This is a genomic window from Streptomyces sp. NBC_01268 (assembly GCF_036240795.1).
Taxonomy (GTDB): Bacteria; Actinomycetota; Actinomycetes; order Streptomycetales; family Streptomycetaceae; genus Streptomyces.
Window position 1 is genome coordinate 6237470 of the sequence record NZ_CP108454.1, and the last position, 21347, is coordinate 6258816.

Annotated in this window: 15 protein-coding genes; 10 read left to right on the forward strand and 5 right to left on the reverse strand. The window is 72.1% G+C overall.

Annotation, left to right across the window (positions count from 1 at the left end; translation table 11 throughout):
* The first annotated feature begins 6 nt into the window (after positions 1 to 6).
* From OG309_RS28145 to OG309_RS28160, 4 genes are all read left to right on the forward strand, one after another.
* Entirely contained in the window at positions 7 to 1833 is a 1827-nt protein-coding gene (locus tag OG309_RS28145) for an ABC transporter ATP-binding protein (protein ID WP_329424921.1), read from the forward strand.
* A 160-nt stretch (positions 1834 to 1993) separates the two neighbouring features.
* On the forward strand, positions 1994 to 2881 hold the full coding sequence (locus tag OG309_RS28150) for a FadR/GntR family transcriptional regulator (protein WP_329424923.1): 888 nt from the start codon (positions 1994 to 1996) through the stop codon (positions 2879 to 2881).
* 610 nt (positions 2882 to 3491) lie between these two features.
* Positions 3492 to 5033, forward strand: a complete 1542-nt coding sequence (locus OG309_RS28155; RefSeq protein ID WP_329424925.1) for an RNA polymerase sigma factor — start codon at positions 3492 to 3494, stop codon at positions 5031 to 5033.
* Positions 5034 to 5165: 132 nt separating this feature from the next.
* The gene (locus OG309_RS28160) at positions 5166 to 5984 is read left to right on the forward strand and encodes a serine protease (protein ID WP_329424928.1); all 819 of its coding nucleotides are present in this window, start codon (positions 5166 to 5168) and stop codon (positions 5982 to 5984) included.
* A 162-nt stretch (positions 5985 to 6146) separates the two neighbouring features.
* On the opposite strand, the gene OG309_RS28165 is transcribed toward OG309_RS28160, so the two are convergent.
* Positions 6147 to 6377 carry a DUF7455 domain-containing protein gene (locus OG309_RS28165; protein ID WP_046910811.1) on the reverse strand — a complete coding sequence of 77 codons (231 nt, stop codon included), beginning with the start codon at positions 6375 to 6377 and terminating at the stop codon, positions 6147 to 6149.
* A gap of 432 nt (positions 6378 to 6809) precedes the next feature.
* On the opposite strand from OG309_RS28165, the gene OG309_RS28170 reads away from it, so the two are divergent.
* The 3 genes from OG309_RS28170 to OG309_RS28180 all read left to right on the forward strand — a co-directional run bounded on the left by OG309_RS28170 (position 6810) and on the right by OG309_RS28180 (position 11230).
* Positions 6810 to 8927, forward strand: a complete 2118-nt coding sequence (locus OG309_RS28170) for a DNA gyrase/topoisomerase IV subunit B (RefSeq protein WP_329424931.1) — start codon at positions 6810 to 6812, stop codon at positions 8925 to 8927.
* A 240-nt stretch (positions 8928 to 9167) separates the two neighbouring features.
* On the forward strand, positions 9168 to 9641 hold the full coding sequence (locus OG309_RS28175) for a DUF485 domain-containing protein (protein WP_329424932.1): 474 nt from the start codon (positions 9168 to 9170) through the stop codon (positions 9639 to 9641).
* Entirely contained in the window at positions 9638 to 11230 is a 1593-nt protein-coding gene (locus tag OG309_RS28180; RefSeq protein WP_329424934.1) for a solute symporter family protein, read from the forward strand. Before OG309_RS28175 ends, OG309_RS28180 begins: the two co-directional genes overlap by 4 nt.
* Positions 11231 to 11358: 128 nt before the next feature.
* Here the strand turns inward: OG309_RS28180 and OG309_RS28185 are convergent, their stop codons facing one another.
* Together OG309_RS28185 and OG309_RS28190 are read right to left on the reverse strand one after the other, a co-directional pair.
* Positions 11359 to 12051, reverse strand: coding sequence for a DUF7342 family protein (locus OG309_RS28185; protein WP_329424936.1), 693 nt, complete (start codon positions 12049 to 12051; stop codon positions 11359 to 11361).
* The gene (locus OG309_RS28190) at positions 12048 to 13772 is read right to left on the reverse strand and encodes a sensor histidine kinase (protein ID WP_443067598.1); all 1725 of its coding nucleotides are present in this window, start codon (positions 13770 to 13772) and stop codon (positions 12048 to 12050) included. Before OG309_RS28190 ends, OG309_RS28185 begins: the two co-directional genes overlap by 4 nt.
* A gap of 139 nt (positions 13773 to 13911) precedes the next feature.
* Here OG309_RS28190 and OG309_RS28195 point away from each other — a divergent pair, with 139 nt between their 5' ends.
* Complete coding sequence (locus tag OG309_RS28195; RefSeq protein ID WP_329424940.1) at positions 13912 to 14973, forward strand: CobW family GTP-binding protein; 1062 nt, start codon at positions 13912 to 13914, stop codon at positions 14971 to 14973.
* Here OG309_RS28195 and OG309_RS28200 read toward each other — a convergent pair.
* On the reverse strand, positions 14970 to 16463 hold the full coding sequence (locus OG309_RS28200) for an FAD-dependent monooxygenase (protein ID WP_329424942.1): 1494 nt from the start codon (positions 16461 to 16463) through the stop codon (positions 14970 to 14972). The genes OG309_RS28195 and OG309_RS28200 overlap by 4 nt on opposite strands.
* A 99-nt stretch (positions 16464 to 16562) precedes the next feature.
* On the opposite strand from OG309_RS28200, the gene OG309_RS28205 reads away from it, so the two are divergent.
* The gene (locus OG309_RS28205) at positions 16563 to 17234 is read left to right on the forward strand and encodes a TetR/AcrR family transcriptional regulator C-terminal domain-containing protein (protein WP_329424945.1); all 672 of its coding nucleotides are present in this window, start codon (positions 16563 to 16565) and stop codon (positions 17232 to 17234) included.
* Between the two features lie 77 nt (positions 17235 to 17311).
* Here the strand turns inward: OG309_RS28205 and OG309_RS28210 are convergent, their stop codons facing one another.
* On the reverse strand, positions 17312 to 19771 hold the full coding sequence (locus OG309_RS28210; protein ID WP_329424947.1) for a DNA gyrase/topoisomerase IV subunit A: 2460 nt from the start codon (positions 19769 to 19771) through the stop codon (positions 17312 to 17314).
* A gap of 227 nt (positions 19772 to 19998) precedes the next feature.
* On the opposite strand from OG309_RS28210, the gene OG309_RS28215 reads away from it, so the two are divergent.
* The gene (locus OG309_RS28215) at positions 19999 to 21342 is read left to right on the forward strand and encodes a M16 family metallopeptidase (RefSeq protein ID WP_329424949.1); all 1344 of its coding nucleotides are present in this window, start codon (positions 19999 to 20001) and stop codon (positions 21340 to 21342) included.
* Positions 21343 to 21347 lie beyond the last annotated feature (5 nt).

Consider the following 21347-nt stretch of genomic DNA (forward strand, 5'->3'; position numbering starts at 1 on the left):
GAAGCGATGCTCCAGGCCATCGGACTCACCAGTACCCCCCGCCGGGACCGCCCGCCCGCCGTGGACGATCTCACCTTCGAGGCCCGGCCGGGCACCGTCACCGCCCTGCTCGGGCCGGCCGGCTCCGGCAAGACCACCACCCTGCGCCTCATGCTCCAGCTCGAACCGGGCCGCGGCGTCACCTACTTCCGGGGCCGGCCGCTGCACCGCGTCGCACGCCCGGCCCGCGAGGTGGGCGTTCTCTTCGGCGACGTCCCCGGACACCCCTCACGCACCCTGCGCAGCCAGCTGCGCATGCTCTGCGCCGCCGCCGGAGTGCCCGGCGGCCGGGCCGACGACATGCTCCGGGCGGTCGGCCTCACCGGCGTCCACGACCAGCGGATCGGCACGCTGCCGCTCGCCATGGACCGCCGACTCGGCCTCGCCTCCGCCCTGTTGGGCGACCCACACGCACTGCTGCTCGACGAACCCGCCGCCGGACTCTCCGTACGCGAGAGCGCCTGGCTGTACGAACTGCTGCGCGCACACGCCGACGAGGGCGGCACCGTGCTCTACACCACCACGGACGCCAAGGACGCGGCCCGCAACGCCGACCGGGTCGTCGCCCTCGACGGCGGGCGGCTCGTCGCCGACCAGGACGCCGCCGAGTTCGCCCGCACCCGGCTCCGGCCCCGCGTCGCCGTCCGCACCCCGCACGCGACCCGGCTCGCCGCCGTCCTCGCCCAGGAGTCCCGCGCCGCCCGCCGCCCCGTCGAGATCGTCACGGAGGGTGGCAACCGCCTCTCCGTCTACGGCAGCGACTGCGCCACCGTCGGCGAGAGCGCCTTCCGCAACGGCGTGCTCATCCATCGACTGGCCGACGAGACCGGCGACAGCCGTCCACCCGCGGACGCTTCCGCGCCCCACCCCGCCGCTCCGGCCACCACCACGCCCCATCCCGCCGCTCCCGACCACTCGCCCGCCCCTGCGGCCCCCCGACGGGCCCCCGAGGCCGCCCCCGACCAGGCCCCCGAGGTCGCCCCGGAGGGGCGGCCCGCCGTCCGCCGGCGCCGCGCCCTGAACCGTTCGCCGCTGCGGCCCCTGCGTTACGAGATCCGCCGACTGCTCGGTGTGCCCTCCACCCTTCTCGTCGTCGTGGGCGTCCTGCTCGTCTCCGTGACCCTCTCCGTACTGCTGGCCCGCAGTGGGCGCACTCCGCTGCCCGCCGTCCTGGCCGGCTGGCCCGGGATCTCCCCGCTCCCGCCGGCGGCGCTCGGGGCGGGGCTGCTCGGCGCCTTCTCGTTCGCCGAGGAGTACCGCTACCCCGCGCTCACCACCGGGCGCGGCGCCGTCCCGCGCCGCCTGGGCCTGCTGCTCGCCAAAATGGCCGTCGCGGCGGCCGTCGGCGCGGTCCTCGCGGTCCTGGCCGTCGTCGTCGACCTGGAGGCGCTGCGGCTCGTCTACGGCGGCGAGTTGATTCCCGTACCCAGGAACTGGGCGACGCTGTCGGCGAATTGGTTCGGGCTCGTGATCGGCTGCGCCTGGGCCGGGGTGCTCGGTGCCGGCGTCTTCCGGGCCGCGGCGGCCGGGGTCGCCGCGGTCCTCGCCGTACCGGTGCTCCTCGCCCCGCCGCTGCGGACGGCACTCGCGGGGGCGTCCGGGCGCTCCGTTGCGGGACTTCCGGCCCGGCTCCGCGAGTTCGCGAGCGTCGAGTGGTCCTCGGCCGCGGACCGCTGGGTCATGGGGGCGCTGAAGGTGGTCGGACAGCCCGTAGGGGTGGCGCTCGCGCTGACGTTGACGGTCCTGCTCTGCGCCTATGTGCTCACGGGCCTTCGCGGCAGGGCCCGTTGGTGATCACAGTCGGACCGAAAGATTCCGGTTTGCCGCCAACTCCCTTGGGGAGTGCCCTTTATGTCTGATTAATCGTCAATTGTGTAGGGGGTGCCGATCACCCTTTCGTGTGCTTTTCACCAAAGACCTCAAGGGTCACGAGAGGCACGCCGACAAAGGATGCGTGAGTACCCTTGCGCACACGATGATGACCGCCGCCCGTTCCGTCGAGTCCGGCCTCGGCGCCCCGGGCGATCTCGACCGCTACCCCTACGCGGAGGCGCCGGGAGCCGACCGCGTCGGCCCGCCCGCCTGGGAGGGGGCGGAGACGGACCTCGGCCGCGTCGGCCGCAGGACCGCCGGCAACCGTGGCCGCGGACTGCACGGACAGCTCGTCCAGCAGCTCGGCCAGATGATCGTCTCGGGCGACCTCGGTGCCGACCGCCCCCTCGTGCCGGAGGAGATCGGACAGCGCTTCGAGGTCTCGCGCACCGTGGTCCGCGAGTCGCTGCGCGTACTGGAGGCCAAGGGCCTCGTCAGCGCCCGCCCCAACGTCGGCACCCGGGTCCGGCCGGTCAGTGACTGGAACCTCCTCGACCCGGACATCATCGAGTGGCGCGCCTTCGGTCCGCAGCGCGACGACCAGCGCCGCGAGCTGAACGAGCTGCGCTGGACCATCGAGCCCCTCGCCGCCCGGCTCGCCGCCGGTCACGGGCGTGAGGACGTCCAGCAGCGCCTCGCCGACATGGTCGAGATCATGGGCCACGCCTACGCCCAGGGCGACGGCATCACCTTCTCCCGCGCGGACGCCGAGTTCCACGCCCTGCTCATCCAGCTCGCGGGCAACCGCATGCTGGAGCACCTCTCCGGCATCGTCGCCGCCGCGCTCCAGGTGTCCGGCGCCCCCGTCACCGGCTGCGACCGCCCCGGCGAGGCCTGCCTCGTGCACCACGCCCGGATCGTCGACGCCCTCGCCGCAGGGGACGCCCACGGCGCCGAGACGGCCATGCGCCAGCTGCTGACCGTCCACCCCGAGGTGGACCGGGTCGTCCCGGCTCCCCGCGAGCACTGACGCGCGCCGTGGCACCGCGGCCGGTAGGGGTGGGAGGCACCCGTCGCGTGCCGCCGGACCCGAGCGGAGCCCGGGGGCGGGAGACCGTCCCCGGTTGCGCCAGGGCCTGGCGGCGCGAGGGCGTCGCGGGGCCGGTCGCACCTGGACCCGCGGGCAGAGCGGCACCGGCGAGCCGTGCCGTACCGGCGGACCGTGCCGGGCGGGCGGGGCGTGTCGCACCGGCGAGTCGTGCGCGCCGGGCCTGCCCTGTCGACCGGGCCGGGCCTGTCGGGCGGGCGGATCATGCCGATCGGGTCGATCGCGCCGAGTCGGGATGATCATGTAGATCCCGGCTGATCGGGCCGATCGAGTCACGTTCCGACCGTTTCGTTCAATAATGGGCGTGAATGAGGTGTGACTCGGGCCACGCGGATTGGGCGTAACACTCCTGGGAGCCGCGCGATGACCTAAGAGGTGACAGCCGAGGAAGGAATACAGCCGCCCCTGAGGGCGCTGTCCAGTTCCCCGGTCCAGCCCGCGCCGTCGGCACATCCCAGGCCGACGGTCGTCGGCTCCAGCCTGATCCAGGGCGGGGCCGGAAGCCGTTTTCCATCGTTCCGAGAGGTTGTTCGTGTCGGCCAGCACATCCCGTACGCTCCCGCCGGAGATCGCCGAGTCCGAGTCTGTGATGGCGCTCATTGAGCGGGGAAAGGCTGATGGGCAGATCGCCGGCGATGACGTGCGTCGGGCCTTCGAGGCTGACCAGATTCCGCCAACCCAGTGGAAGAATGTTCTGCGCAGCCTCAATCAGATCCTCGAGGAAGAGGGTGTGACGCTGATGGTCAGTGCAGCGGAGTCGCCGAAGCGCGCCCGCAAGAGCGTCGCTGCGAAGAGCCCGGCCAAGCGCACCGCCACCAAGACCGTCACCGCCAGGACGACCGTGACGAAGACCGTCTCGGCCGCCACCGCGGCCCCGGCGGCCGAGAGCGCGGACTCGTCCGACGAGGCCGGCTCGCCCGCCAAGAAGGCCGCAGCCAAGAAGACCGTCGCCAAGAAGACGGTCGCCAAGAAGACCGTCGCCAAGAAGACGGCCGCGAAGAAGACGTCCAAGAAGGACGACGAAGAGCTGATCGAGGGCGAGGAGCTGCTCGAGGACGCCGCCCCCGGCAAGGACGAGGAAGAGACCGAGGGCGAGAACAAGGGCTTCGTCCTGTCCGACGAGGACGAGGACGACGCCCCGGCCCAGCAGGTCGCCGTCGCCGGTGCCACCGCGGACCCGGTCAAGGACTACCTCAAGCAGATCGGCAAGGTCCCGCTGCTCAACGCCGAGCAGGAGGTCGAGCTCGCCAAGCGCATCGAGGCCGGTCTGTTCGCCGAGGACAAGCTGGCGAACTCCGACAAGCTGGCCCCCAAGCTCAAGCGCGAGCTGGAGATCATCGCCGAGGACGGCCGCCGCGCCAAGAACCACCTCCTGGAGGCCAACCTCCGTCTGGTGGTCTCGCTGGCCAAGCGCTACACCGGCCGCGGCATGCTCTTCCTGGACCTGATCCAGGAGGGCAACCTGGGTCTGATCCGTGCGGTCGAGAAGTTCGACTACACCAAGGGCTACAAGTTCTCCACGTACGCCACCTGGTGGATCCGTCAGGCGATCACCCGCGCCATGGCCGACCAGGCCCGCACCATCCGTATCCCGGTGCACATGGTCGAGGTCATCAACAAGCTGGCCCGTGTGCAGCGCCAGATGCTCCAGGACCTGGGCCGCGAGCCCACCCCGGAGGAGCTGGCCAAGGAACTCGACATGACCCCCGAGAAGGTCATCGAGGTCCAGAAGTACGGCCGTGAGCCGATCTCGCTGCACACCCCGCTGGGCGAGGACGGCGACAGCGAGTTCGGTGACCTCATCGAGGACTCCGAGGCCGTCGTCCCGGCCGACGCGGTGAGCTTCACGCTGCTGCAGGAGCAGCTGCACTCCGTGCTCGACACGCTCTCCGAGCGTGAGGCGGGCGTCGTATCCATGCGCTTCGGTCTCACCGACGGGCAGCCGAAGACGCTCGACGAGATCGGCAAGGTCTACGGCGTGACGCGTGAGCGCATCCGTCAGATCGAGTCGAAGACCATGTCGAAGCTGCGTCACCCGTCGCGTTCGCAGGTGCTGCGCGACTACCTCGACTGATCCTTCGCAGACGACGTGCCCAAGGCCCGGTCCCCCGAAATGGGGGCCGGGCCTTCGTCGTGCGCGCGTGCGGCGGAGGCGGGTGTGGACGACTCTGGGTGAACCGACATCACCGGAGAGTCAGGAGGCTTCATGAGTCGTCCCATCGCCCGAGCATTGACCGGTGCCCTGGGCCTGATCGCGACGGCGGCGCCGCCGTTCGCCGCCGCCGCACCCGCGGTCGCGGACAGTGTCGTGGTCGGCGGTCAGCCGGCCCGGATCGCCGACGCGCCGTGGGTCGTCGCGCTCTCCAGCCGTGACCGGTTCGGGGGTACGCGGGCGGGACAGTTCTGCGGCGGGGTGGTCGTCGCGCCCACCAAGGTGCTCACGGCGGCCCACTGCCTGGGCCGTGAGGCCCTCGGGGGCGAGCCCTGGCAGGTGCCCGACTTCAAGGTCATCGCGGGCCGTACGTCGCTGCGTGGACCCGGCGGGGAGGAGGTCCGGGTCTCCGGAACCTGGGTCAACCCGGACTACGACCCGTCGACCAACTCGGGGGACCTGGGGGTCCTCACCCTGGAGAAGGCCCTGCCGGCCTCGTACGTGATCGCGGTGGCGGCACCGGGCGACGCCGCGCAGGAGCCGGGGACGGCGGCCGACGTCTACGGCTGGGGCGACACGACCGGGAACGGCACGTACGCGATGTCGCTGCGCTCGGCACAGGTGCAGGTGCTCCCGGACGCGGCCTGTGAACGCGCGTACCCGGGCCGTGTCGGTGTGGCGTACCGCGGCGACACCATGGTGTGCGCGGGTGATCCCCAAGGGGGCAGGGACGCCTGCCAGGGGGACAGCGGAGGCCCGTTGGTGGCCAAGGGCCGGCTGATCGGCCTGGTGTCCTGGGGAAGCGGCTGCGGTCAGGCGGAGAACCCGGGGGTCTACACGCGGGTCTCCACGGTGCTGCCGCAGCGTTACTGACGGTGGGGGAGCGACGTTCCCGGCCGAGTGCTCCCGCACCGGCCCGGCGGCAGCGCTCCTGAGGGTGCGAGAACGGGCGGCCACCCCCCTGGTGCTGCGGGGGTGGCCGCCCGTCGGCCGGTCTTCAGGTACCGGCTCCTGGCTCGTCGTGGATGAGAAGCGTCAGTGCTCGTCGCCCATCGTGCGGGCCGGCACATCCGTGAGCCGGTCCGTCTCGTCCTGTATTTCTGCGGCGATCTTCTTGAGTTCCGGCTCGAACTTGCGTCCGTGGTGGGCGCAGAAGAGCAAGTCACCGCCGCTCGTCAGGACGACGCGCAGGTATGCCTGGGCGCCGCAGCGGTCGCAGCGGTCAGCGGCCGTCAGGGGGCTCGCGGGTGTCAGAACAGTAGTCACGTCGCCTCTTCTCTAGCTCGACGAGCTGTCGTACCAGGGTCAACATCCAACCAGGCCGAAAACGTTCCCGCTCGTGGCTTTTCCTCGAAACTTCTTCGCAAGGTGGCTGTCTGCTGCCGGTTGGCGGCGAATGAGCCGTATTGCATCGCTCTACGGGTTTCGCATTGCTGTGTGTGGTCGCATCCTCCCGGCGGGTTGCCGGTTGTTCATGAGGACGTGCCCGAACCCTAAATGGTTCATGCCTGGAAGGGAACGTGATGTTCGCGTCACCCCATCGAGGGATCGAACATCCATACGACCCTGGACTAGCATGAGGAATCAGGTGGGTGGCGTGACAACGGCTCTACCAGGCATCGGTACCCTCTGACCGGTGACCGACGCCGGGCCTTACCCCACCGGGCCAGATTTCAAATTCAGCGAGGAGCGAACCGCGTGACCGCCGAGACGTCCGTGCCGTCCAGTGCGCTGCTGACCGCAGACCGTGACGGTTCCAACTACACCGCGCGGCACCTGCTCGTCCTGGAAGGGCTCGAAGCCGTTCGCAAGCGACCCGGTATGTACATCGGGTCCACCGACAGCCGTGGCCTGATGCACTGCCTGTGGGAGATCATCGACAACTCCGTCGACGAGGCTCTCGGTGGCTACTGCGACCACATCGACGTCATCCTCCACGAGGACGGCTCCGTCGAGGTCCGTGACAACGGCCGTGGCATCCCCGTCGACGTCGAGCCCAAGACCGGGCTCTCCGGCGTCGAGGTCGTCATGACCAAGCTGCACGCCGGCGGAAAGTTCGGCGGCGGCTCGTACGCGGCCTCCGGTGGTCTGCACGGCGTCGGCGCCTCCGTGGTGAACGCCCTCTCCGCCCGCCTGGACGTCGAGGTCGACCGCAACGGAGCCACGCACGCGATCAGCTTCCGCCGCGGCGTCCCCGGGATGTTCACCGAGCAGGGCCCCGACAGCCCCTTCGACTCGTCCGGCGGCCTCCTCAAGGGCAAGCGCGTCCCCAAGACCCGCACCGGCACCCGCGTGCGCTACTGGGCCGACCGCCAGATCTTCCTCAAGGACGCCAAGCTCAACCTGGAGACGCTGCACCAGCGCGCCCGCCAGACCGCCTTCCTCGTGCCCGGCCTCACCCTCGTCGTCCGCGACGAGCGCGACCTGGCGGGCGTGGGCAAGAGCGAGGAGACGTTCCGCTTCGACGGCGGCATCAGCGAGTTCTGCGAGTTCCTCGCCCAGGACAAGGCCGTCTGCGACGTGCTGCGCCTCACCGGCCAGGGCACCTTCAAGGAGACCGTCCCGGTCCTCGACGACCGCGGCCACATGACCCCCACCGAGGTCACCCGTGAGCTCGGCGTCGACGTCGCCCTGCGCTGGGGCACCGGCTACGACAGCACGGTCAAGTCCTTCGTCAACATCATCGCCACCCCCAAGGGCGGCACCCACGTCTCCGGCTTCGAGCAGGCGATCACCAAGACGGTGAACGAGGTGCTGCGCTCCGCCAAGATGCTGCGCGTCGCCGAGGACGACATCGTCAAGGACGACGCCCTGGAGGGCCTCACCGCGGTCGTCACCGTCCGCCTCGCCGAGCCGCAGTTCGAGGGCCAGACCAAGGAGGTGCTCGGCACCTCCGCGGCCCGCCGCATCGTCGCCACCGTGGTCGCCAGGGAGCTCAAGGCCTTCCTGACCTCCACCAAGCGCGACGCCAAGGCCCAGGCCCGCGCCGTCCTGGAGAAGGCCGTCGCCGCCGCCCGCACCCGGATCGCGGCCCGCCAGCACAAGGAGGCGCAGCGCAGGAAGACCGCGCTCGAGTCCTCCTCGCTGCCCGCCAAGCTGGCCGACTGCCGCAGCGACGACGTCGAGCGCAGCGAGCTCTTCATCGTCGAGGGAGACTCCGCGCTCGGCACCGCCAAGCTGGCCCGCAACAGCGAGTTCCAGGCGCTGCTGCCCATCCGGGGCAAGATCCTCAACGTCCAGAAGTCCTCCGTCTCGGACATGCTCAAGAACGCCGAGTGCGGTGCGATCATCCAGGTCATAGGGGCGGGCTCGGGTCGCACCTTCGACATCGACGCCGCCCGGTACGGCAAGATCGTGCTCCTGGTCGACGCCGACGTCGACGGCGCCCACATCCGCTGCCTGCTGCTGACCCTCTTCCAGCGCTACATGCGCCCCATGGTCGAGGCCGGCCGGGTCTTCGCCGCCGTGCCGCCGCTGCACCGCATCGAGCTGATCCAGCCGAAGAAGGGCCAGGACAAGTACGTCTACACGTACTCGGACGGCGAGCTGCGCCAGACGCTCCTCGAGTTCCAGCGCAAGGGCGTCCGCTACAAGGACTCCATCCAGCGCTACAAGGGCCTCGGCGAGATGGACGCGGACCAGCTGGCGGAGACCACGATGGACCCGCGCCACCGCACCCTGCGCCGGATCAACATCGGCGACCTGGACTCGGCCGAGCAGGTCTTCGACCTCCTCATGGGCAACGACGTGGCTCCCCGCAAGGAGTTCATCACCAGCTCCGCGGCGACCCTCGACCGCTCGCGCATCGACGCCTGATGTCCGCGCCTGACGCCTGACTCCTGACGCCTCACGCGCGGTGCCCGACGGGTGCCGCCGCGCCCGACGGCACTCCTTGACCGGTCCGTCCGATATGCCTATCGGACGGACCGGTCAGGCGTATCGGGGTATCCGTCACCTAATGGGGTGAAGAGTGCGGGAGAAGAGTCCGGGATCTTCCCGCTCTGTCCATCCTTGGGCACGCGGCCGAAACGGTTCGCTGACAAGGAGAGTTCACCAGTGGAGAAGCAGGAGGGGCGCGACCCCGCGGCGGTGCGGATCGACGACCCCTGGTACGACGGGCCGGCCGCCGGGCGAGGCGGGCACGACGCGAACGGAGCGACCGCCACGAGACCGCACGGCGGCCTCCCCCGGCAACAGGCGCACAGCGCGGCCGAGATCTATCTGGAGGTCCAGCGCAGCCCCGCCTTCCAGGAGGTGCGCAGCCGCTACCGCCGCTTCGTCTTCCCGGCCGCCGCCGCCTTCATCCTCTGGTACCTCGCGTACGTGGTGGCCGCGACCGCCGCTCCCGGCCTCATGGCCCGGCCGGTCGCCGGAGCGGTGAACGTGGCGATGCTCGCCGGACTCGGCCAGTTCGCCACCACCTTCCTGCTGACCTGGGCGTACGCCCGGCACGCCCGCCTGCGCAGGGACCGCGCCGCCCTCGAACTGCGCTGGGACACCCAGGAGATGACCCGGGGGGTGCGCCGGTGACCGGAAACCACCAGACCCTGTCCCTGCTGCTGTTCAGCGCCTTCGTCGCGGTCACCCTCGGGATCACCACCTGGGTCGGACGCAAACGGCAGGGCTCGGCCGAGGAGTTCTACGCCGGAGGGCGGCTCTTCTCCCCCCTGGAGAACGGGTTCGCCATCGCCGGCGACTACATGTCGGCCGCCTCGTTCCTCGGCATCTCCGGACTCATCGCCCTCTTCGGCTACGACGGCATGCTGTACTCCGTCGGATTTCTCGTCGCCTGGCTGGTCGTGCTCCTCCTCGTCGCCGAACTGGTCCGCAACTGCGGCCGCTTCACCCTGGCCGACGTGGTCGCCTCCCGGATGGCCGAGCGCCCCGTCCGCATCGCCGCCGGGACCTCCTCCGTGACCGTCTCGGTGCTCTACCTCGTGGCCCAGATGGTCGGCGCCGGCAGTCTCGTCGCCCTGCTCCTCGGCGGTACCAGCGAAGCCGCCCGCTCCTGGACCGTGATCGGCGTCGGCGCGCTGATGGTCGTGTACGTGTCGCTCGGCGGCATGCGGGCCACCACCTGGATCCAGATCGTCAAGGCCGTGCTCCTGATGGCCGGCACGATCGCCCTCACCGTGCTCGTCCTGCTGCGCTTCCACGGCGACTTCGACCAGCTGCTCACCGCCGCCGCCGATCGCAGCGGCCACGGCCGGGACTTCCTCGCCCCCGGGCTGCGCTACGGCGGCGACTGGACCGCCCGGGTCGACTTCGTCAGCCTCGGCCTCGCCCTCGTGCTCGGCACCGCGGGCCTGCCGCACATCCTGTCCCGCTTCTACACCGTGCCCACCGCGCGGGCCGCCCGCCGCTCCGTCGTCTGGTCGATCGGCCTCATCGGCTGCTTCTACCTGATGACGATCGTCCTGGGATTCGGTGCCGCGGCCCTCGTCGGACCCGACACCGTCCGCGCCTCCAACAGCGCCGGCAACACCGCCGTACCCCTACTCGCCCTGGACCTCGGCGGCGGCGCCGGATCCACCGGCGGCACCGTCCTCTTCGCGATCGTCGCCGCCGTCGCGTTCGCCACCATCCTCGCCGTCGTGGCCGGGATCACGCTGGCCTCCTCCGCCTCCGTCGCCCACGACCTCTACGCCTCGCTGCGCCGCCGCCACGCCAAGCAGTACAGCGAGGTCACCGTCGCCCGGTGCGCCGCCGCCGGGATCGGGGTGGTGGCGATCGGCCTCGGCCTGCTCGCCCGCGACCTCAACGTGGCCTTCCTCGTCGGCCTCGCGTTCGCCGTCGCGGCCTCCGCGAACCTTCCGGTGCTGCTCTACTCGCTGTTCTGGCGCCGGTTCACGACCCGGGGCGCGGTCTGGTCGGTGTACGGCGGGCTGATCCCGGCCGTCCTGCTGGTGCTGGTCTCCCCGGTCGTCTCCGGGAGCCCGGAGTCCCTCTTCCCGGGCGTCGACTTCCAGCTCTTCCCGTTGCAGAACCCGGGAGTGGTCTCCATCCCGCTCGGCTTCCTCGCGGGCTGGCTGGGCACGGCCACCTCACCGGAGCCGCCGGACGAGGCCCGGCACGCCGAGACGGAGGTACGGGCGCTCACGGGTGCGGGGGCCGTCTGAGGCTGCCGGAAGCGGGGCCGAGGGCGTAGACCGCGGCCAGGACGTCGGCGGAGCCGCCCGCCCCAGCCGTACGCGCGACTCCGCCGCTCGATCCGTACGGCCCCGCCTCCGCCCCGGGTCCGTGCCGCTCAGCGCGTCGCGGAGGCGGCCCACTCGTAGCGGTGCTCGGGGCGGCCCGTCTCCCCGTACTTCAGGGAGAGCCGTACCCGGCCGGTCCGCTCCAGCAGCTTCAGGTAGCGCTGGGCGGTCTGCCGGCTCACCCCGGCCCGCTCGGCGATCTCCTGCGTCGACAGCGCGCCCTCCGCCGCGAGCAGCACCTGCCGGACCAGCTCGGCCGTCGTGGGGGAATGGCCCTTCGGCAGCTCGGGGGCGACCGTGCCCGCCGAGAGCGCCGCGAAGATCCGGTCCACTTCGGCCTGCTCGGCCTCCCCGCCGCCCTCCAGGGCCCGCCGCAGCGCCGCGTACGCCTCCAGCTTGGCCCGCAGCCCCGCGAAGCTGAACGGCTTGACCAGGTACTGCAGCGCCCCGTGCCGCATCGCCGCCTGGACCGTCGCCACGTCGCGCGCCGCGGTCACCATGATCACGTCGCTCTGGTGCCCGAGGGCGCGCAGCTCCCGCACGACCGCGAGGCCGTTGCCGTCGGGCAGGTAGTGGTCCAGGAGGATCAGGTCCACCGGGGCCTCGGCCTCGGCGAGCCGGGCCAGGGCCTCCGCCGCCGAGTGGGCGACGGCGACCACCTCGAAGCCGGGCACCTTGGCCACGTAGGCGGCGTTGATCCGCGCCACCCGCGTGTCGTCGTCGACGACCAGGACGCCGATCACCGCGCCTCCCCGAAGGAGTGGGGCGAGGGCTCCCCGGTGGGCTCCCCGGAGGGCGCGGGCAGCAGCGGCTCTGCCTCGCGCAGCGCCTCGGGCAGGACGACGGTGAACTCCGCGCCCCCGTCCGCGCCGGCGCCGACCCGGGCGTCGCCGCCCCGGCGCTCCGCGAGCCGGCGCACCAGGGCGAGGCCCAGGCCCCGCTTGCCGTGCGCCGGAGGCTCCTTGGTGGTCCAGCCCTCGGTGAAGATCAGCTCGCGCCGGTCGGCCGGGACGCCGGGGCCGCTGTCCGTGACCCGCAGGACGACCGTGCCGCCCTCGGCCCGCAGATCCACGTCCACGGCGGCGTGGGCCGTGCCGGAGGCGGCGTCCAGGGCGTTGTCGACGAGGTTGCCGACGACGGTGACCAGCTCGCGCGGGTCGACCAGGCGGTCCGGGAGCAGCGAGCCAGGGGTGATGCGCAGCGACACGCCCCGCTCGGCGGCGACGGTCGCCTTGCCGACGAGCAGCGCGGCGACCAGCGGGTCGCGCACCTTCTCGGTGACCTGCTCGGCGGTGGTGCGGTGCACCCCGACCACCTCGTTGACGAAGTCGGCCGCCTCCTCGTACATCTCCAGTTCCAGCAGGCCGAGCAGCGTGTGCAGCCGGTTGGCGTGCTCGTGGTCCTGGGCGCGCAGGGCGTCGATCAGACCGCGCGTCGAGTCCAGCTCTCGGCCCAGCCGCTCCAGCTCGGTGCGGTCGCGCAGCGTGGCGACCGCGCCGCCGTCGTGGGTGGGCATCCGGTTGGCGATCAGCACCCGGCTGCCGCGCACCGTCACCAGGTCCTCGCCGGTGGCGCGCCCCGCGAGCACGTCCGCGGTACGGCCGGAGCCCAGCACCTCGTCCAGCGGGTGTCCGGTCGCCTCGGGCCCGAGGCCGAGCAGCCGCTGGGCCTCGTCGTTCATGAGCCGGATCCTGCCCGTGCGGTCGAGGGCCACCACGCCCTCGCGGATGCCGTGCAGCATCGCCTCGCGCTCGGCGAGCAGGGCCGAGATGTCGGAGAAGGCGAGGTCATGGGTCTGCCGCTGGAGCCTGCGGGAGATCAGATAGGCGGCGAGCGCGCCCGCCGCGAGGGCACCCCCGGCGTACGCGAGGAGGCCGGGGATCGCGGCCAGGAGCCGGTCGCGGACGCTGTCGTACTCGATGCCGACGGACACCGCGCCGACGATCTCGCCCCGGGCGTCCCGCAGCGGCGCCTTGCCGCGCGCGGAGCGGCCCAGGGTGCCGCTGTCGATCTCCATCACCTGGTGGCCCGCGAGCGCCTCGCTGGGGTCGGTGGAGACGATCCGGCCGATCTGGACGGGGTCGGTGTGGGACCAGCGGACCCCGTGCGTGTCCATCACCACCACGTACTCGGCGCCCGTGGACCGCCGGATCCGCTCCGCCTCCGCCTGCACCGGGCCCTGTGCGGAGGGCCGGGTGGTCGCCAGGTCGGCGGCCATCCGCGAGGAGGCCGTGGTCTGGGCGATGGCGAGGGCGCGGCGCATCGCCTGGTCGTCGAGCTGGGCGCTCAGCGGGGCCAGGAAGAGGCCGGTGGCCAGCACGGTCACGCCGGTGGCGATGGCCAGCTGCATCAGCAGGACCTGCGAGAACATCCGCCGCGGCCACCCGAACCTGCGCCGGCGGGCGGGCGGCCGCGCGGGGGGTCCCCCCGGACGGGGTCCGGGGAAGGCGACTGCGGGGCTCATGCCGGAAACGGTACGGGGACGAGGGCGCCCGCCGGAAATGCCGCTGCCCGGATCCGGGGCAGGGCCTGCCTATCCTGGAGGCTTCGCGCGCGGGCTCCGACGACCCGTGCGGGCACCGCAGGCCCGGAGGACAGCACCCTTGACCACCCAGCAGATCCCCGTCGTCGTCCTGGCAGGGTTTCTCGGGGCGGGGAAGACCACCCTGCTCAACCATCTGCTGCGCAGCGCGCGCGGGACGCGGATCGGGGTCATGGTCAACGACTTCGGCGACATCGGCATCGACGCCATGACCGTCGCAGGCCAGGTCGGCTCCACCGTCTCCCTGGGCAACGGCTGTCTGTGCTGTGCGGTGGACGCGAGCGAGCTCGACGAGTACCTGGAGGTGCTCACCCGCCCGGAGGTCCGTCTGGACGTCATCGTGATCGAGGCCAGCGGGCTCGCGGAGCCGCAGGAGCTGGTCCGCATGCTGCTGGCCAGCGAGAACGAGCGGATCGTGTACGGCGGGCTGATCGAGGTGGTCGACGCCGCCGAGTTCGCCGCCACGCGCGCCCGGCACCCGGAGACCGACCGGCACCTCGCCGTGGCCGACCTGGTCGTCGTCAACAAGGCCGACCGGGTCCCGGCGGAGGAACTCACCGGCGTCCGTGAGACGGTCGCCGCACTCGCCCCGAGGGCCGCGGTGATCGAGGCCGCGCACGGGCGGATCGACCCCGAGCTGCTCTTCGACCGGGTCGTGCCCGAGGACGAGATCGAGGGCCAGATGTCCATCGAGGACATCCTGTACGGACCCGAGGACGAGGGGGCCGGGCACGCCCACCCGCACGCCGCCTACGACACGGTCTCCCTGAGCACGGCGACGCCGCTGCACCCGCGCCGGCTGATGTCCTTCCTCGACGGACGTCCCGAGGGCCTCTACCGCCTCAAGGGCTTCGTCGACTTCGGCACCGCCGACCCGGCCAACCGCTACGGCGTCCACGCGGTCGGCCGCTTCCTGCGCTTCCGGCCGGAGCCGTGGCCGGCCGGAGAGGAACGGCTGACCCAGCTGGTCCTCATCGGCACCGGCGTCGACGCGGCCGCCCTCCGCAAGGAGCTCGCCGAGTGCGAGCAGAACGGTCCGGGGGACACCCCCGACGACCACGCCATGTGGGGCGTCCTGCGGTACGTCCCGGGCAGCGAGGACGAGCCCGGGGACACCCCCTAGCCCCCCGCCGGCGGGTGCGCGGCGCCGAAGGCGGCGAGGTAGCCGGCGAGGCCGTCGCCGTCGGAGCCGGCCCAGCCGACGTACCCGTCCGGGCGGATCAGGAAGAGACCCGTGCCGTACGGCTCGTACGCGGCGAGGCGGGCCGTGCGCACCGAGCCGTCGGCCAGGGGCGGCAGCGGGACGCCGACCGCGAGCAGCGTGAGGTGCGGGCCCCGGAAGACGTCGAAGAGCCGGCCGGCGCCGCACGGGCCGTCGGGCGCCCGGTCCCCGGCGCGCAGGGCACTGTCGGCGAGCCCGGTCCTGGTCTCCACGGTGAGTGGCGAGTCCCGGTAGCCGAGCCCCAGCTGCTGGACCTCTTCGCCGCGCTGGGTGTCCGCGCCCTCGGAGCTCGCCCGGTGCAGGCGGGTGCTGATGCCGAGGACCTCGGCGGCGACGGGCAGCCGCTCCGCCTCGTACGAGTCGAGCAGCGCGGCGGGTGCTCCGTGCCGCAGCACCCGTCCCAGCTTCCAGCCGAGGTTGTACGCGTCCTGGATGCTGGTGTTGAGGCCCTGGCCGCCCGCGGGGGAGTGCACATGCGCCGCGTCGCCCGCGAGGATGACCCGGCCGTCCCGGAACCGGTCGGCCATCGCCGCGCGGGCGCGGAAGTCGGAGGCCCACAGCACCTCGACGACGTCCGTCGCGGCGAGCGGCGTGCGGTCGGCGAGGAGCTCGCGCACCGCGCGGGGAGCGGTGTCCACGGCGGCGGCCTCGTCCTCGAAGGCCGCGATGAGCTGGAAGTGGTCGCCCCCGGGCAGCGGGCACAGAGCCACGGCCCCGCCCGGTGCCTTCGGCCAGACGTGCCAGTTGTCGCGGTCCACGATCGCGTCGGGCGAGAGGCGGACGTCCGCGACGAGCATCGGGCGCGGGTCGACGGTCTCGCCCGTCATCCCGATGCCGAGCGCCCTGCGGACGGTGGAGCGTCCGCCGTCGGCCGCCACGAGATAGGCGGCCCGCACCGTCTCGCCGGTGGACAGCTCCGCCGCGACGGCCTCCTCGGACTGGCGGAACCCGGTGAGGGCCGCCCCGAAGCGGACGTCGCCTCCGAGCTCGCGGAGGCGTGCGTACAGCACCTCCTGGGTGCGTGACTGTGGGATGAGCAGGATGTTGGCGTACGGCACCTGCTCGGTCGGCTCGGAGCGCGCCATCATGTCCCACTCGCCCTGCCGCTCGGCGCCCTCCCAGGCGCGCATCCTCGGGTAGGGCGAGCCCGCCGCCAGGATCCCGGGCAGGGCGCCGAGGTCGTCGAGCACCTCCTGGCTGCGCGGCTGGATTCCCTTGCCGCGCGAGCCGGGGAAGAGCCGGTCCGCCTTCTCGACGAGCAGGGCGCGCACGCCCCGGCGGGCGAGGTCGATCGCGAGCACCAGCCCGGTGGGTCCCGCTCCGACGATGACGACGTCCGTCTCCACGGCCCCCTCGGTCCTCTCCGTCTCCACGGTCTCGATGGTTTCCATGCCGCTGCCTCCGATGCCCACGCCCTTAACGGCGTTAAGTCCCGACATCGGAAGCATCCCCTTAACGCCGTTAAGCTGTCAAGGGGATACCGTGACCGAGTGGCGACCAAGAAGACGACCCGGCTGGACCCCGCATCGGTGGCGGAGACCGCGCTGAGCCTCCTGAACGAGCGCGGACTCGACGGGCTGACGCTGCGCGCGATCGCCCAGGAGCTGAACGTCCAGGCGCCCGCGCTCTATTGGCACTTCAAGAACAAGCAGGCGCTGCTCGACGAGATGGCGACCGTGATGTACCGGCAGATGGTCGAGGACCCCGAGACGCGCCCGCCCGGCGACCTCACCTGGCAGGAGCGGATCCTCGCCGTCAACCGGGGTCTGCGCGCCGGACTGCTGCGCTACCGCGACGGCGCCAAGGTCTACAGCGGGGCCCGCTTCACCGGGACCGACTTCGCCGCGGACATGGAGCTCCAGCTGGGCTCGCTCGTCGACGCCGGCTTCTCGTTGCACCAGGCGGTGCGGGCCAGCACCACGGCGTACATGTACACGCTCGGCTTCGTCACCGAGGAGCAGGGCACCGAGCCGGTACAGGGGCAGCCCCGCGAGGGCTTCGACGTGGAGCGGCGCGCCGAGCGGCTCGCGGACTACCCGCTCGCGGCGGCGGCCGGCGCGGAGCTCTTCGCCGACTACGACGACGGCTTCGAGGAAGGGCTGCGCCTGATCGTCGCCGGGATCGAGGCCGTCTACGCCCCCACCGTGCCCCACCCGGCCTAGGCGGAGGCAGCGCAGAAAGCCCCCTGCCCCGCGCGACGGCGCGGGGCAGGGGGCTTTCGTACGGGTCCGGGACCGGCCTAGCCGATCGGCCCCGCCACGATCTCGACCGGCTTCGCCAGCGGGGTGCCCGAGCCGTCGCGGCGCGGGTCCGGGTCCGGGAGCTCGGACGGAAGGCCGTTCTTCTGGGCGGCGTGCGCCGGGACGGCGCCCGCCCAGGCCAGGACGAGCACGTCCTCGCCCTTCAGGAAGCGCTGGCAGCGCACCCCGCCCGTCGCGCGGCCCTTGCGCGGGTACTGGTCGAACGGAGTGAGCTTCGCCGACGTACCGGCCGAGGCGTCCAGCGTGCCCGTGGAGCCGGCGACCGTGAACACCACCGCGTCCGCCGCCGGGTCCACGGCGGTGAAGGAGATGACCTCGGCGCCCGCCGTCAGCTTGATGCCGGCCATGCCGCCCGCGGGGCGGCCCTGCGGCCGCACCTGCGAGGCCGGGTAGCGCAGCAGCTGGGCGTCGGAGGTGATGAAGACCAGGTCCTCCTCGCCGGTCCGCAGCTCCGTCGCGCCGACGATGCGGTCACCGTCCTTGAGGCCGATGACCTCCAGCTCGTCCTTGTTGGCCGGATAGTCCGGGACCACGCGCTTGACCACGCCCTGCAGCGTGCCGATCGCGAGGCCTGGGGAGGTCTCCGCCAGGGTGGTCAGGCAGACCACCGTCTCGTCCGCCTCCAGGGAGAGGAACTCGGTGAGCGGTGCTCCGCCCGACAGGTTCGGCGCGGCCGCCGTGTCGGGGAGCTGCGGGAGGTCGATCACCGCGATCCGCAGCAGCCGCCCGCCCGAGGTCACCGCGCCGACCTCGCCGCGCTGGGTGGCCGTCACCGAGGAGACGATCGCGTCGTGCTTGACGCGCTTGGCCTCCGGGTCGGCCGGCGGTACCTCGGCCGTGGCCGTCCGGGCGAGCAGGCCCGTGGAGGACAGCAGCACCCGGCACGGGTCGTCCGCGACCTGCAGGGCCACGGTCGCGACGGGGGCGCCCGCGGACTCCAGCAGGACCGTGCGCCGGTCGGTGGCGAACTTCTTCGCGACCGCCGCCAGTTCCGCCGAGACCAGCTTGCGCAGCTCGGCGTCGGAATCCAGGATCCCGGTCAGTTCGTCGATCTCGCCGGTGAGCCGGTCGCGCTCGGTCTCCAGCTCCAGCCGGTCGAACTTGGTGAGCCGGCGCAGCGGGGTGTCCAGGATGTACTGCGTCTGGATCTCGCTCAGGGAGAAGCGCTCGATCAGGCGCTCCTTGGCCTGCGCCGAGTTCTCGCTCTCCCGGATCAGCCGGATGACCTCGTCGATGTCGAGGAGCGCGACGAGCAGGCCCTCGACCAGGTGCAGCCGGTCGCGCTTCTTGCCGCGGCGGAACTCGGAGCGGCGCCGGACCACCTCGAAGCGGTGGTCGAGGTAGACCTCCAGGAGCTCCTTGAGGCCGAGGGTGAGCGGCTGGCCGTCGACCAGGGCCACGTTGTTGATGCCGAAGGACTCCTCCATCGGCGTCAGCTTGTAGAGCTGCTCCAGGACCGCCTCCGGCACGAAGCCGTTCTTGATCTCGATGACCAGGCGCAGGCCGTGGCTGCGGTCGGTGAGGTCCTTGACGTCGGCGATGCCCTGCAGCTTCTTGGAGCCGACCAGGTCCTTGATCTTGGAGATCACCTTCTCCGGGCCGACGCTGAAGGGCAGTTCGGTGACGACGATGCCCTTGCGGCGGGCCGTCACGGTCTCCACGCTCGTGGTCGCGCGGATCTTGAAGGTGCCGCGGCCCGTCTCGTACGCGTCCTTGACGCCGGAGAGGCCGACGATCCGGCCGCCGGTCGGCAGGTCGGGACCCGGCACGAAGCGCATCAGCGCCTCCAGGTCCGCGTTCGGGTAGCGGATCAGATGGCGGGCGGCCGCGATGACCTCGCCCAGGTTGTGCGGCGGCATGTTGGTCGCCATGCCGACCGCGATGCCGGAGGCGCCGTTGACCAGCAGGTTCGGATAGGCGGCGGGGAGCGCGACCGGCTCCCGCTCCTGGCCGTCGTAGTTCGGCGCGAAGTCGACGGTGTCCTCGTCGATGGACTCCGTCATCAGCAGCGCGGCCGGCGCCATCCGCGACTCCGTGTACCGCATGGCGGCCGGCGGGTCGTCGTTGCCGAGGGAGCCGAAGTTGCCGTGGCCGTCGACCAGCGGGAGGCGCATGGAGAAGGGCTGCGCCATGCGCACCATCGCGTCGTAGATCGACGCGTCGCCGTGCGGGTGCAGCTTGCCCATGACCTCGCCGACGACACGGGCGCACTTGACGAACCCGCGCTCGGGTCGCAGGCCCATCTCGCTCATCTGGTAGACGATCCGGCGCTGCACGGGCTTCATGCCGTCGCGGGCGTCGGGCAGCGCGCGCGAGTAGATCACCGAATACGCGTACTCGAGGAACGAGCCCTGCATCTCGTCGACTACGTCGATGTCAAGGATTCGCTCTTCGAACGCGTCGTCCGGCGGCGGTGTCTTCGTGCTGCGGCGGGCCATCGCGGCTGCGGCTCCTTCACCAACAAGGTTGATCTGACGCGGACCATTGTGGACCGTCCCACTGACAAGCGGGACCGCGACCCGGGTCTGACGACCTGCGGGGTCACCGGCGCGCCCCCCTCACGACCCGGAAGAGGGACGTCGGGACGGGACGGGAACTTCGCGAGGTGTCGGCGCGCTTGCATACAGTGGCAGGACTTTTCCACATCGCGATCGAAGGGACGTACATGCCCATGGGTCACACGGCCACGGCCGAGGCCGGCTCCGGCGGCCTGACAGCGACCGAGCACCGGCTGGCCAACGGCCTGCGCGTGGTGCTCTCGGAGGACCACCTGACCCCGGTCGCCGCGGTCTGCCTCTGGTACGACGTCGGCTCGCGCCACGAGGTCGCGGGCCGCACCGGTCTCGCCCACCTCTTCGAGCACCTGATGTTCCAGGGCTCGAAGCAGGTCCACGGCAACGGCCACTTCGAGCTGGTGCAGGGCGCCGGCGGCTCGCTCAACGGCACCACCAGCTTCGAGCGCACCAACTACTTCGAGACCATGCCGGCCCACCAGCTGGAGCTCGCGCTCTGGCTGGAGGCCGACCGGATGGGCTCGCTGCTCGCCGCCCTGGACGACGAGTCCATGGAGAACCAGCGCGACGTCGTCAAGAACGAGCGCCGCCAGCGGTACGACAACGTGCCGTACGGCACCGCCTTCGAGCGCCTCACCGCCCTCGCGTACCCCGAGGGCCACCCGTACCACCACACCCCGATCGGCTCCATGGCCGACCTGGACGCCGCCACCCTGGAAGACGCGCGGAACTTCTTCCGTACGTACTACGCGCCGAACAACGCGGTGCTCTCGGTCGTCGGCGACATCGACCCCGAGAAGACGCTCGCCTGGGTCGAGAAGTACTTCGGCTCGATCCCGGGCCACGACGGCAAGCCCGAGCCGCGCTCCGGCGAGCTGCCCGAGGTGATCGGCGAGCAGCTGCGCGAGGTCATCGAGGAGGAGGTCCCGGCGCGTGCGCTGATGGCCGCCTACCGGCTGCCGCACGACGGCACGCGCGCGTGTGACGCCGCCGACCTCGCCCTGACGATCCTCGGCGGCGGCGAGTCCTCCCGTCTCCACAACCGGCTGGTCCGCCGCGACCGCACCGCCGTCGCGGCCGGCTTCGGGCTGCTGCGGCTGGCCGGCGCGCCCTCGCTGGGCTGGCTGGACGTCAAGACCTCCGGCGGCGTCGAGGTGCCGCGGATCGAGTCGGCCGTCGACGACGAGCTGGCCCGCTTCGCCGCCGAGGGCCCGACGCCCGAGGAGATGGAGCGCGCGCAGGCACAGTTGGAGCGCGAGTGGCTGGACCGCCTCGGCACGGTCGCGGGCCGCGCCGACGAACTGTGCCGGTTCGCCGTGCTGTTCGGTGACCCGCAGCTCGCGCTGACCGCCGTGCACCGGGTCCTCGACATCAGCGCCGAGGAGGTGCAGGAGGTCGCCAAGGCCACGCTGCGCCCGGACAACCGCGCCGTGCTGGTCTACGAACCGGTGGGCGCCGACGCCGACAGCGACGAGGAAGAGGGAGCGGACCAGTGACCGAC

Excerpts from the sequence above, each read along its gene's own strand:
- OG309_RS28145 (WP_329424921.1), top strand. The coding sequence starts at position 7 with ATGCTCCAGGCCATCGGACTCACCAGTACCCCCCGCCGGGACCGCCCG.
- OG309_RS28160 (WP_329424928.1), top strand. The coding sequence starts at position 5,166 with ATGAGTCGTCCCATCGCCCGAGCATTGACCGGTGCCCTGGGCCTGATC.
- OG309_RS28190 (WP_443067598.1), bottom strand. The coding sequence starts at position 13,772 with ATGAGCCCCGCAGTCGCCTTCCCCGGACCCCGTCCGGGGGGACCCCCC.
- OG309_RS28200 (WP_329424942.1), bottom strand. The coding sequence starts at position 16,463 with ATGGAAACCATCGAGACCGTGGAGACGGAGAGGACCGAGGGGGCCGTG.
- OG309_RS28210 (WP_329424947.1), bottom strand. The coding sequence starts at position 19,771 with ATGGCCCGCCGCAGCACGAAGACACCGCCGCCGGACGACGCGTTCGAA.
- OG309_RS28215 (WP_329424949.1), top strand. The coding sequence starts at position 19,999 with ATGCCCATGGGTCACACGGCCACGGCCGAGGCCGGCTCCGGCGGCCTG.